Here is a 13,200-nt window from a genome sequence, read left to right on the forward strand (position 1 = left end):
TCTTATTTTAGTTTTTTCAATTGATCACCAATCATTTCACCCAGCTGAAAGCCCTTTGTTTCTTCAGGGAGTTCATAATCTGATGTGTAATTGGACTGAGGATCTTCAAGTTCTTTGATGCTCAATGATAAACGGTGTTCTTTTTCATTGACATCAAGAACTTTCACTTCGACAGACTGACCTTCTTTTAACACTTCCTGCGGTGTTGCTATATGTTTGTGTGAAATCTGCGAAATATGGACAAGTCCTTCTACTCCCGGGAAAATCTCCACAAATGCTCCGAAAGAAACAAGGCGTTTCACGATGCCCTTTTGTGTAGATCCTTTCGCTGCTTTATCAGAAATATCTGTCCAAGGCCCCGGTAGAGTATCTTTTATGGATAGTGAAATCCTTTCATTATCGCGATCAATAGAAAGAACTTTCACCTGTACTTCATCGCCTTCGGTAACGACATCTGATGCCTTATCTACATGCTCATGAGAAAGCTGAGAAATATGGACAAGTCCGTCTACCCCTCCAATATCGACAAATGCACCAAAGTCGGTAATCCTTTGTACTGTTCCATGGAGTACTTGCCCGCTTTCAATTGTATCAAGAACATTTGCTTTTTGTTTTTCTTTTAGATCTTGTATGACTGCCCGATGGGAGAGAATTAAACGATTCTTATCCTTCTCAAGCTCAACAATCTTGAATGTTAAAGTTTTGTTTTTGTAATCAGAAAAGTCTTCAACGAAGTAGTCTTCTACTAAAGAAGCTGGAACAAAACCACGTACGCCTAGATCTACAACAAGACCGCCTTTGACAACATCTTTTACTTCTGCCTCAAATACGTCTCCGTTTTCAAATTTTTGTTCCAGGTCATCCCATGCTTTTAACGCATCAATTTTACGTTTTGATAGAATAAGAGCTTCTTCTTCTACTTTAATAACTTCAAGCTCCAATATATCCCCCTCCGAAACGGCATCTGACGCCTTTTCGACATGAAGGCTCGACAGCTCACTGATAGGAATAATTCCATCTGACTTGCTGTTTTCTACATCTACAATAACCTGTTTTTCTTCTACCTTTGAAACGGTTGCTTTTACTTGATCCCCAACTTTGTAATTGTTCACTTCTACCTGATTCATATCTTCTGTCATTACTAACTCCTCCTTAACCCATGACTGATCAGCAAATTTCCTCTTCATCGGCCACATATTTTATTTAAAGTGGTTCAATAAAAACACTTTCCTAATAAAGATAAAAACAGCTTTTTTTAGAGTAACAAGGTTTTTTTCCTTTTCATCCCTAAAACGGAACTATACCCCTATTTTATAAATTCTAACAAAATCATAAAATTGTCAAGTATGAAGGATTATTTATGCTCAGAAATCAATTTTCCGATTTGGTCCATAATAATCTTGGTTGCTTCATCGGCTGAAATCTTCTTTTCCCTATATTCAGTGAAATTTATTGGTGGACCATAAACCACTTTTAATGGTCGCAAAAACTTATAGGGCCCAATAATTGCACAAGGTATAATTACCGCATCAGAACGCAATGCGAAAAACCCAGCTCCAGCCATACCTTCTCCCAATTCACCTGTCTTACTTCTAGTCCCTTCCGGAAACAGTCCAAGCACCTTACCTTCTTTTAAAAGCTTTAAACCTTTTCTAAGAGATTCCCGATCGCTATTTCCCCGCTTTACGGGAAAGGCATTTACTCTTGGTAAAATACCCTTTAAAACCGGTGCTTGAAACAACTCTTCCTTCGCCATGAAGTGAATATCCCTTGGAGACGTTATGCCAACTATAGGCGGATCCAAATTATCAATGTGATTGGCACAAATCAATACCCCTCCATCTTTAGGGAAATGTTCCTTCCCAAGCGTTTTAACCCTATACGAAGGCATTAAGACGCTTTTAACGACGTTTTTGGCAAATGTGTAAAAATCCAATTTCATCTTTTCCTCTCTTCTATCAAAGACATGATACTTTCTGCCACTTCTTGAATTGATAATGAAGTCGTATCAATTTCTATAGCATCTGTTGCCTTTTTCAGGGGAGCTACTTCACGTTCCGAGTCCAGCTTGTCCCTTGTTGCAATTTCTTCTCTTAACTTTTCAATATCGGATGGGAAACCTTTTAAAATATTTTCTTGATGTCTCCGCTGAGCTCGTTCATCTACAGAGGCAATTAGAAATACTTTTACTTCGGCATTAGGTAACACATGTGTCCCGATATCTCTTCCATCCATGACAACTCCACCATTTTCACCAAAATTCTGCTGCCTACGCACCATTTCTTCTCGGATACTCCGATGCTTCGCCACTTCTGATACAGACCCAGTCACTTCATTGTTTCTGATTTGGGCTGAAACGTTTTCATTATCCAAGAAAACCAACTGCCCATTTTCACTCGGTCTTAATTCAATTTCTGTATTAATAAGAATCTCAAATAAAGCTTGTTCATCATTCAGAGGAATCTGATGATTCAGAGCTTTATAGGTTAAGGCCCTGTACATTGCACCTGTATCCACATATATGTAATTGAACTTTTCTGCAACAATTTTAGCAACCGTACTTTTTCCAGCAGCAGCTGGTCCATCGATTGCAACTGATATTTTTTTTTCCATAAATCCTCCCAAGAATCCTACAATCATGCTGATTATTTAATACCCTTTCATTTTATCACAATTAGCGGGAAAATCATTAATAAAAGGGCGTGTACATCCAAATTCGCTTTTGTATACTTTCGATTTAAAAGGCCATTAATAGTTTTCCTTCCAGAAAAAAACTTCATACAAAAAAAGCGGATTGGCCGCTTTTATTTTGATATTCCATTGAAGGTTTCAATGATTTTCGTATAATTATTGCTATTGACACCTTCATACCTTGAGAGCTTAGTTAATTCGAAGATATGATCTTCCCTGCTCAAAAGGAACTGAAAAAAGAACAAACAGACCAGTTGGATAATAATCACTTTAATTAACAGCCTTTCAAATGTTTTCATAAGCTGCTCCTTCCACACTTGATTATCTTATCAGTATGGAAAGAATCGCTGTTTTTCATTCAAACATACAACCCTTTTTTCTTTAAATCCAACTGCTTTTCAAAAATAAATCTCATTAATGTTTGTACATCATTTTTGGTTGGTTCAATGAATTGTATGTGCAGTAGCATATTACCCTGGTCTTTCTCAGTTACTCGAATGACTCGACTTTTTAACCGCAAGTAGTTGATTTGCCCTGATTTTAGAGTAAGAGCCATCCACAGATATAATTGTGAATCCGATTTTATATTTGCACCTTTTAAAAGCCTGATAGAAGCTCCGCCGGCACTGATGTCCTCAGTAAGTGCACGAAATGGAGTAAACTCAGAATGTTCGGGATGGATGGCTATATCAAGCGTTACATCAAGACGAACGTAATCCCTTCTTTGAATCTTCACAAATGTTTCTACATCCGGCAATAGTAGTTGAATCATCGGTATCTGGCCTTTCACTTTTCCTAAAACCTCAGACTCAAAAACATATACAGCCTGTTCCTTATTAGAAAATGTAACGTTCACTTGAGTTCCGTCCACAAGAAATGCATTTTTTCCAGTCGCTAAATTGATGGGAAAGTCTATATTAACAAACCCTGCTTCCATTTCTACAACCATACATTTGAACTTTTCATTTTGAGAAGAATATATCTGTTCCAGCATTAATATATCGCCAATATTAATCATTGTGATTTCCACGTCCTCGCATTCTATGATAGCCACTAAAGAAGGAGATTGCATAAGAATTTCCCAATAAATTTTCCCACATAATCCATAAAATAGTTTATATTATTATGTCATGAAATAAGAAAAAGGGAAAGTGACTAGGCACATTTCCCTATGATAGTAAGTAAAGTTAAATTATTAGAGAATTACATTAAATTTTCGTATATTGGCTCGGAATTTTTTAGTTTTTCCACTTTTTCTTCTTGGCCGTTATCAGCATTAATGAAAATACGGTATGTATCTTCGTTTATCGTACCAAGAAATTCATAACAGAGTACTTCTTCGCCAATATCATTAAAGATTAACGCTTTCCCTTGATCCATTATTTTAACATTTAAGTTAATTTTTTTCTTTGCTTCTTCCTCAGAAATTTTGGGGTTTCCAATTTCCCTAACCTTATGTGATTTTAAAAACTCGTCCGCTGAAAATCCTATAACAGATCCATCATCCAATGCTATTTTAACCTTGACTGAATCCGGATAAATCTTGACTCCATCTATTGATGTCACGAAATTTAACAGAGCGATATTATCGTATTGTGCACTTTCAAACAATTCAAGTGAACTGAAATCATGTTCTTTTAAAAAATCTGCGGCTTTAGTATATGCCTGATTCAAATCAATATTTGTTTTGTTAATGTCCCTATTATTGATATACCAAATTGGATAACCGCCTTTTTTGGTCAAATCCATATTCACTTCGTTATTGGTATCCTTATCAAGAATGCTTACACTGTAAAATCCGTAATCGGAACCTTTGCCGTTTTCTTCGACATTCACCTTCAAATTTCCGTTTTTTATATGGGCATAGCCTTTTGCAACAGCAACAGCTTCTTCTTTTGTATAGACTTTACCTTCTAAATTTTTGTAATTTTCCTCCTTCTGTTGTACAGAAGTAAAAGTCGGATTCATCTCATTTGTTTCCCCATACCCTGATACTTTTTTCTCTACCGTTTTTAATCCGTCGATGATCGTGTTATCCGAATTTTCTTTTCCTGATGCAAGAGCCATTTCGACATCCATCCAGCGTAAATTGTTTTTAAGGACTAGATATTGCACTTTTCTTAACTCGTCCTGGATGTCACCTGCCTGTGTGTACAAGGATTGTAAAGTCGAATATTCCTTATCATTCAATGGTTCTTTTTCAAGGTCACGTACAGCTGTTTTATAACTGAAGTCCGCAATTTTTGATAAAAATTCTTCTGTTTTATTGAATGGGAGCAGGGTCAACGGCAGCTGTCCAACATCACTTTGGGCTTCGGAAGTGATACGCCATACATCGGTTAAGGCCGGACTTAATGAATATCGAGAATTCATAGCCAATGTGCTGCCGACTTTATCATGCAATAAGTCTACTTGATAGCTTAAATCATGAAAGGCTCGCTGATACGTGTTTTCCGCATTGATTAATACAGCATTTTTTTCCTTATGTTCTTGATAGCCCCAGAATGCGGTTCCTGCAACGACTACAACAAGCAGGACAATCACTATATTCCTTATCATTTTCCTTCACCTCTTTACTTACAAAAGATATGTTTTCCGATTCTTTTAATTTGTTCTCTTGACCAGATCCACTTACTTGTTGCCGTATCGGGATTAAAGTAATATTCTGCATTTCCGCTTGGATCCCAACCATTGATAGCATCCACAACGGCTTCTTTTGCCCTTTCGTTTGGTGTCAGCCAAATCTGTCCATCCGCAACAGCCGTAAAGGCCCCAGGTTCAAAAATCACTCCCGAAATGGTATTCGGGAAAGATACACTCTCTACCCTATTTAAAATTACTGCTGCAACAGCAACTTGACCGGTATATGGCTCCCCCCGCGCCTCGCCATAAACGGCATTGGCCATCAGTTGTATATCATTCTGAGAGTATCCGCCCGGAAGATTTGCTGCTGTAGCAGTTTTGGAGGGTGTTTTTCCGGATGGAGCTTTGCCTCCACTTGGCTTAGATCCTGATACATTCCCCTTCACTTTTACCTGCTTTTCAATATCAACTCCTCCATAATACGTAAACTCATTACCTTTATTAATCTGTTCGTGAACAAATTTCCTATTAAAATTAGAGGCATTTGCCAACTTCTGTTTTGTAGAGGTCCCGGCAAAGCCATCGATTGGTAGTCCGAAATCTTGTTGAAAGTTTCGAAGTGCCCAATAAGTACCCCAGCCATAGACTCCATCAATCTTTCCATGATAGTATCCAATGTTTTGTAACCGTGCCTGAAGTTCAATTACATCATCACCAACCGCGCCTTTTTGAATAACTTGGCTCGAAAAGGCATTTGTTCTTGTTTCCGGGAAAATTCCGAAACAAATCGTTATACACGAAAACAGCAAAAGCCATTTCCATTTTGACGAAATTCCTTTCATCAAAAACACTCCTCTTTTTCTTGAATTAATGTAATTCTATTTTCTTCTTAACTGGCTTTTTTATTCCAAACCAATAAAAAACGGAGCGGGCAAAATATGCCAGCACTCCGTCATAGAAATATAAATTACTTACTAAGAAAATGATTTTGAGAAAGTTTTTCTGCATGAAACTCAGACAATAAACGAGCTTTTTTTACTTTTTTCATACCTAACCACCATAAGTAAATCATAAATGGCAAGATAAAATACACCCAAAATTTTTGTGATATTAAAATATAGTCATAAACCCCATGTAGCAAGATTGGTATGACAAGTGCCAAGAATAAATAGAACCTATTATTCGAAGTAGAAAATTTCGCCTTGCCCAAATAGTACCCCATGATTACACCGAATAAAGCGTGACTTGATACAGGGAGAATAGCTCTGATAAAAGCATGTTCTACTCCATTGGCCAGCAAATACAATATATTTTCCATTGTGGCAAATCCAAGGGAGACTGCTGCACCATAGACGATTCCATCATATGGCTCATCAAAGGCTATATGTTGATATATTACATATATGAGTATGAACCACTTGAAAAATTCTTCAAGCAATGCAGCCCATAAAAAAGCATTAGCAAAATCGGTATTTAAAATATGTTCCGTTTCCAGCACATATTGGATAAACATAATCGGCAGAACAAGGAATACACCGAAGAGAAAAGTTTTGATGACAACCGAAATGGGTTCGGTTTCATATTGATCTTTCAAATAGAAATAGCTGAGCAGCGCCAACCCTGGCGCAATAGCTGCTGACAACATGACCAGCATAAGCTGACCCTCTTTTCTTTTTCTTTTTATTAATCGTACCACGGAATGCAGAAAAACTAAATCTAAGAATCAAAGTCTTTCTACATTTTTTAATTCCTCAGTACTTAAAGAATTTTTCATCTACGGTGTGTTCACTGGCTAGAACGACCGCTAACTTAATTCTTGCTTTCTTGCTGTCATAATCAGCACCTAATATTACTCCACGTTGTTTTAGATCAAATGCGCTACCTTCATAATCATAAGCTGGATATACTTTTCCTTCTTCCGCACTTGTTGTCATGACGATAGTAACACCATTATCGATTGCCTCTTGGATGGCAGGAATCATTTCCGGTGTAACCTGTCCCCTGCCAACACCTTCGAGCACGATACCCTTAGCGCCTTTTTTGACCGAAGCTTCTATAAAAAGGCCATCAGCGCCAGTATGGCACTTGATGATATCCACCCTAGGGATACGATGATGGATATCAAAGCACTCCCGATGTAGTGGTTTTTGATATATGCTAACGATATCGTTATCAATAATACCTAAATACCCATAGCCAAAAGATTCAAATCCTTGCAAATTGGAAGCATGTACTTTTTTTACATATTTTGCTGAATAGATTCTTTCATTAAAAACAACAACCACACCAACGTCATAAAGCAACTCACTCGCCGCGCATAATATTGAATTTCTTAAATTCGAATACACATCAGTTCCAACATCTTTAGGAGATCGCTGAGAACCAGTTAAAACAATTGGGCGTTGATCCTTAATCGTAACATCCAAGAAATAAGCCGTTTCTTCTAATGTATCCGTACCGTGTGTTACGACAATTCCAGTAACATCTGGATCCTCCAATTCTTTTTGAATTGCACGTTTAAGTTTTTCCATTTTCCCAAAACCCATGGACATACTAGAAATCCGGAAAAGGTCTACAACTTTCATTTCAATATGGTTTGGTAGTTTGCAAAGTGATGCTAATTCTATCCCGCTTAACGCACCAGAAGCCAACATACCATTCGTGGTTTCTTTACTGGCGATTGTTCCACCTGTTGTTATTAATGATATTTTCTCCATACTTTCAGCTCCTGTAATAAAAATTACTTTTCCTTAACAGCCAAATGGTATGCAATCAAGCCTCCATGAAACCGACCATTTTCAATGAAGATTTCATTCGCATTATTTCCGGCTGCTAGAACTCCAGCAATATAGATACCTTCAATGTTCGTCTCCATCGTTTCCTCATTATAAGTAGGCCTTCCTGTAACCTCGTCAATTTTGATGCCCATTGATGCTAAAAATGAATGATCTGGATGATATCCAGTCATTGCAAACACAAAATCATTTTTAATAACCTTTTCCTCGTTACCTACGTGATAAATGACACTCTCCTCTGTGATCTCGTCAATAACCGCATTAAATTCCATCATAATTGTCCCATTACGGACTAATGATTCAAATTCAGGGAGAATCCATGGTTTAATTTTTGAAGAGAATTCTGAGCCTCTATACAGAACTGTAACTCTTGCCCCTGACTTGACCAACTCCAGCGCTGCATCTACACTTGAGTTTTTACCACCGATGACTGTAACATCACAGTTAAAGTACGGATGACCCTCCTTGAAATAATGAAACACTTTAGGAAGCTGTTCACCGGGAATACACATATAATTAGGATGATCATAATAACCGGTCGATACGATGACTCGCAAAGCTGTATAGTCGCCTTTTGATGTCCGGACTAAAAATTTACCATTATCCTGTTTTTCCACTTTTTCCACTTTTTCGAACTTATTCACACGCAGTTCTTTCCTTCTAGCTACCTCCCTATAATAGGCAAGTGCCTGATTACGGACAGGCTTACGGTTTTCCGTAATAAAAGCCGTGTCACCAATCTCCAATTTTTCACTTGAACTAAAAAAGGTTTGATGTGTTGGATACCGGTATATGGAATCCACCACATTGCCTTTTTCAATGATTAGAGACTGTATCCCCACTTCCTTCAGGGCAATTGCAGCAGCCAATCCACATGGACCTCCACCTATGATAATTACTTCTTCATAATTCATTTCTATTCCACTGCCTTCCTACACACTATGTAATTCGTTCTCTAAAAAAAAATAAAAACTCCTATCAGTACATGATAGGAGTTTTTACAAATCTTTTCAATGATAATGCAATGAACGCATTTATTCCTTTACAATCCAAGCTTTGAACCTATTAGATCCAGCCACGGAAGCGTGAAGCTTCAGCCATTTTTCTTACACCAATCATATAAGCGGCAAGACGCATATCAACTCGTCTGGACTGTGCAAGCTCGTAAATATTATTAAAAGATTTCACAAGGATTTTTTCAAGTTTTTCGTCCACTTCTTCTTCAGACCAGTAATATCCTTGATTATTTTGCACCCATTCGAAGTAAGAAACGGTAACTCCGCCAGCAGAAGCCAGGACATCAGGTACAAGTAATATGCCACGATCCGTTAAGATTTGTGTCGCTTCAATTGTTGTTGGACCATTTGCTGCCTCGACAACGATAGAAGCTTTAATATCTGCAGCATTTTCTTCCGTAATTTGATTTTCAATAGCAGCCGGAACTAAAATATCGCAATCCAATTCAAGCAGCTCTTTATTTGAGATTGTGCTTTTAAACAATTTAGTCACGGTTCCGAAACTGTCTCTACGATCTAGAAGATAGTCGATATCCAAGCCTTCAGGATCATGCAGAGCACCATAGGCGTCTGAAATTCCAATCACCTTAGCACCTGCATCGTGCATGAATTTAGCTAAGAAACTACCAGCGTTACCAAATCCTTGAATAACAACTCGTGCCCCTTTAATATCAATTCCGCGCTTTTTCGCAGCTTCATTTATACAGATAGTTACACCTTTTGCAGTTGCTGACTCACGGCCATGAGAACCACCAAGTACAAGCGGTTTACCCGTAATGAATCCTGGTGAGTTGAATTCATCCATACGGCTATATTCATCCATCATCCACGCCATGATCTGGGAATTAGTAAATACATCAGGTGCCGGGATATCTTTTGTCGGCCCTACGATTTGACTGATAGCACGGACATAGCCCCGGCTTAGTCTTTCCAGCTCACGGAAGGACATATTACGAGGATCACAAACGATTCCGCCTTTACCTCCGCCATAAGGCAAATCAACGATACCACATTTCAAACTCATCCAAATGGACAATGCCTTTACTTCTCGTTCCGTCACATTAGGGTGAAAACGGATGCCACCTTTTGTTGGTCCAACAGCATCATTATGCTGTGCCCTGTAACCCGTGAAAATTTTAACTGAACCATCATCCATACGTATTGGCATCTTCACGGTTAATAAACGTAAAGGTTCCTTCAAGAGCTCGTATACCTCTTCAGGATAACCCAGCTTGTCTAACGCTTTATGTATAACAGTCTGGGTAGACCTCAATACGTCGTGTTTTTCTTCCTCATTTACAGGGCCATTACCTTTTGCCGATTCCATCAATAGTACCTCCTAGAAAATCTCATCCATATATTTAGATTATAATTTACAAATAGTCCTCTTCAAGTGCTAGTATACACCTTCGTTATATTTATGCAAGAGTAAAAATGGGAATTTAAAAGTTGGAAATATTCAAAAAATGAAAACGTTATCATACCATGGGTTTTCTTGCTTCTTTTCCTATACTTTATCTTAAACAGGGAATTTGAGACTAATAAGGCAAACCACATTGGAATGTTCAATATGTGTCTGCCCTGTCTCCCTCTTTTTCAACTAATTAAAATGTGAGATTAATACATGTATGGCTTCTTTCTCAATGATGCATGTTCCATATTCGTTGATGCGGTATAGCGTAAGTGTTGAAGCATGGCCATACTCAGCCGCTAAGGAGATGACCGTGTCATAAGTCGTATCTTTTACATTCTCAATCAGTAAATAGTATCTTCCCTCATAATGATAAAGAGTGCTATTAAGCAAGCCATGATATGACAATCTATGAGATAATTGAACGATATCTTCAAACTCATTGAAAACATACAAAATATGGGGGAAGTCATCAATTTTCACTTGCAAATCCAGGAACTCTTCTTCTTCTGTTAATAACTCTTCTTCTTCCTTCGTTACAATGATAATCAACCCCTGAGCAGGCAGGGAAAAAATCTCGATTGCAATGGAACCACTCATTTTAAAGCTGAGTTCTTCACACGCTTCCTCCACCATATCCTGAAATAACTTGTGGACTTTTAAAGAATTCCCTAAAATATCTTCTTTTGTTATTCCTCTATCAATTAAATCATCAAGGGTCAAAAAAATCTTGATTTTATTATTAGTTAATCGCTCCAGCTTCATAAAAAAATGCCCCCTGGTTACCATCTTCATACATCATATGAAGCCTTGGTCTCAGGGTGCATATCCATTATTTATCAAACACTAACCTCTAAATTTTCAACCATTCCTCCCAATCCGATTGAGATCCACCGATTAAAACTCTGCTGAAGGAGGTTCGGATTTCATCCGATACATGGTTCAGTGCCTCTCCTCCAAGACCAACCTTCAAATCAGGAAAATCCCGGCTTAATTCTTCGACAAGTCTTAAGGTTCCTACGAGGTTTTCATTAAGTGAACAAGACATAAATAAGTAGGATGGTCTTATGATTTTTAAAACGGTAAAAAGATCCTTGTCGGCGATGGATTCTCCCAAATAGACCGTTTCATATCCTTTTCGCTTTAAAAAGATTGTAAAAATCAACAGGCCGAATTCATGTTTTTCACCGGGGGCACAAACAGTAAGAGCTTTAGGAAGAAATTCACTGGTTGGAATCATATGCATTACGGAACTAATTCTGGACTTTAGAATGTTAGATGCAAAATGTTCATGAGCAGAAGTAATTTCTCCTCTTTCCCACTTATCGCCAATCTGAACAAGTATGGCACCAATCACATCAACAACAGTATGTTCAATCGTATACATACTGAAAGCTTGGCTGATCAGCATTTGAGCCTTATTTTCATTGAAGCTTATGAGAGCTTCAAGTAGCTCGTCCGCTAACTTTATAGATTGCTCATTATATCGTTTCGTTTCATTAACATCAGTCGCTACAGTGCTAGTTTCGAGAAGTGAAACGGCCTGACTGATTGTGAAGCCCTGATTTGTTTTATTGATTAGCCATTTGAGGGTTTGAAGATGTTTCTCTGTATACAGCCGGTGACCTGAATCATTTCTGACAGGTTCAATAAATTGATAGCGCCTTTCCCATGCCCTCAACGTACCCGACTGAATACCTAGCAGTTTTGAAACTGCCTTAATATTATATTTACCTTCTTGCATGGTTTTACAAAGCCTCCAATAACAGAACATTCATTTGTTGAAATTATAGTGGATTCTTTCAACTCTGTAAAATTTCGATATGCTTGTTTAAGAAGGCAGCTTAATAGGTCTTTTCCACGGCTTCGCCAATTTGCGTATGTTTTCCTCTTTTTAGCGTAAAAAGGTGAGTTTCTGGCTTCGCTTCAAGTCTTAATGGCACTGCGCTTGTCCCATAACCATTGCTCGTCATGTACAAGCAGTCACCCTCTTTTTTTATACTACCGATCTGATATGGCCCATGCCCGAATATCCGAATCTGTCCTCCATGGGTGTGACCTGATAGGACAAGTCTTATATGATGTTCTGGTGTTAATTGTTTTTTAACTAGCGGGTTATGACTGACCAAAATCCGGAATGGCTCATTCCCGCAATCTGATAGAGCAAGGTCAAGCCTATCTCTTTCTTCTGATATATCATCAATACCTAAGAGAGCAAACTTCTCCCCTTTTTGGGACTCAAAAGAAACGGCTGTATTATCCAGAATTTTCACACCATGCTTCAGAAGTGATGCATCTAGCTCATGAAAGTCTCCTTCGTAATCATTATTTCCCCAAACAAAATAAAGGGGACCAAGTACTTTTAATTTCAAAATATTTTGTTCAACTCTCTCCAGAGGAACCCCACTTTCTCTGATGTCACCACCGATAATTACCATATCTGATTTACCGCGGGCTTCCTCAATCAATTTATCCGACACGATCCGTCGATGAAGATCAGATATAAAAAAAATCCGAACATCGCCAAATCCTTCAGGAAAGTCGTTGAAATATAAGTCTTGAAAAATTATCCTATCCTGATTTGCCGTACGCCACATATGTATAACAGTAGCAAATAACAGCAGAATTAAGCCTAAAAATAATCCACATACCAATAACATCTTCCGTAAAACCTTCTTTCTCTACAAATGGCAAGAGTTACCTT

At 38.0% G+C, this 13,200-nt stretch carries 14 protein-coding genes; all 14 read right to left on the bottom strand.

The window, feature by feature from the left end:
* Positions 1-2 precede the first annotated feature (2 nt).
* Positions 3-1,139, bottom strand: coding sequence for a 30S ribosomal protein S1 (gene rpsA / locus JFV29_RS18260; RefSeq protein ID WP_053346792.1), 1,137 nt, complete (start codon positions 1,137-1,139; stop codon positions 3-5).
* A 215-nt stretch (positions 1,140-1,354) separates the two neighbouring features.
* Positions 1,355-1,936, bottom strand: coding sequence for a lysophospholipid acyltransferase family protein (locus tag JFV29_RS18265; protein WP_053348125.1), 582 nt, complete (start codon positions 1,934-1,936; stop codon positions 1,355-1,357).
* A gap of 2 nt (positions 1,937-1,938) precedes the next feature.
* Positions 1,939-2,613, bottom strand: coding sequence for a (d)CMP kinase (gene cmk / locus JFV29_RS18270; protein WP_201185651.1), 675 nt, complete (start codon positions 2,611-2,613; stop codon positions 1,939-1,941).
* Between the two features lie 191 nt (positions 2,614-2,804).
* Positions 2,805-2,990: a YpfB family protein gene (locus tag JFV29_RS18275; protein ID WP_053346794.1), complete on the bottom strand. Its 186-nt coding sequence runs from the start codon at positions 2,988-2,990 to the stop codon at positions 2,805-2,807.
* Positions 2,991-3,049: 59 nt separating this feature from the next.
* Positions 3,050-3,763: a flagellar brake protein gene (locus JFV29_RS18280; RefSeq protein WP_207205152.1), complete on the bottom strand. Its 714-nt coding sequence runs from the start codon at positions 3,761-3,763 to the stop codon at positions 3,050-3,052.
* A 131-nt stretch (positions 3,764-3,894) separates the two neighbouring features.
* On the bottom strand, positions 3,895-5,250 hold the full coding sequence (gene ypeB / locus JFV29_RS18285; RefSeq protein ID WP_201185656.1) for a germination protein YpeB: 1,356 nt from the start codon (positions 5,248-5,250) through the stop codon (positions 3,895-3,897).
* 14 nt (positions 5,251-5,264) lie between these two features.
* Complete coding sequence (gene sleB, locus JFV29_RS18290; RefSeq protein WP_201185657.1) at positions 5,265-6,116, bottom strand: spore cortex-lytic enzyme; 852 nt, start codon at positions 6,114-6,116, stop codon at positions 5,265-5,267.
* 125 nt (positions 6,117-6,241) lie between these two features.
* Positions 6,242-6,928: a glutamic-type intramembrane protease PrsW gene (prsW, locus tag JFV29_RS18295; RefSeq protein WP_201185658.1), complete on the bottom strand. Its 687-nt coding sequence runs from the start codon at positions 6,926-6,928 to the stop codon at positions 6,242-6,244.
* Between the two features lie 97 nt (positions 6,929-7,025).
* The gene (locus tag JFV29_RS18300; RefSeq protein WP_201185660.1) at positions 7,026-7,991 is read right to left on the bottom strand and encodes an asparaginase; all 966 of its coding nucleotides are present in this window, start codon (positions 7,989-7,991) and stop codon (positions 7,026-7,028) included.
* Positions 7,992-8,014: 23 nt separating this feature from the next.
* The gene (locus tag JFV29_RS18305; protein WP_201185661.1) at positions 8,015-8,983 is read right to left on the bottom strand and encodes a YpdA family putative bacillithiol disulfide reductase; all 969 of its coding nucleotides are present in this window, start codon (positions 8,981-8,983) and stop codon (positions 8,015-8,017) included.
* Between the two features lie 151 nt (positions 8,984-9,134).
* On the bottom strand, positions 9,135-10,412 hold the full coding sequence (locus JFV29_RS18310) for a Glu/Leu/Phe/Val family dehydrogenase (RefSeq protein WP_053346801.1): 1,278 nt from the start codon (positions 10,410-10,412) through the stop codon (positions 9,135-9,137).
* Positions 10,413-10,685: 273 nt separating this feature from the next.
* Positions 10,686-11,261, bottom strand: coding sequence for a genetic competence negative regulator (locus JFV29_RS18315; RefSeq protein WP_201185662.1), 576 nt, complete (start codon positions 11,259-11,261; stop codon positions 10,686-10,688).
* An 88-nt stretch (positions 11,262-11,349) separates the two neighbouring features.
* Complete coding sequence (locus tag JFV29_RS18320; RefSeq protein ID WP_242486920.1) at positions 11,350-12,240, bottom strand: MerR family transcriptional regulator; 891 nt, start codon at positions 12,238-12,240, stop codon at positions 11,350-11,352.
* 100 nt (positions 12,241-12,340) lie between these two features.
* Positions 12,341-13,156 carry a metallophosphoesterase gene (locus tag JFV29_RS18325; protein WP_201185664.1) on the bottom strand — a complete coding sequence of 272 codons (816 nt, stop codon included), beginning with the start codon at positions 13,154-13,156 and terminating at the stop codon, positions 12,341-12,343.
* Positions 13,157-13,200 lie beyond the last annotated feature (44 nt).

It is taken from the genome of Peribacillus sp. TH16 (genome assembly GCF_016651095.1).
Classification (GTDB): Bacteria; Bacillota; Bacilli; order Bacillales; family DSM-1321; genus Peribacillus; species Peribacillus butanolivorans.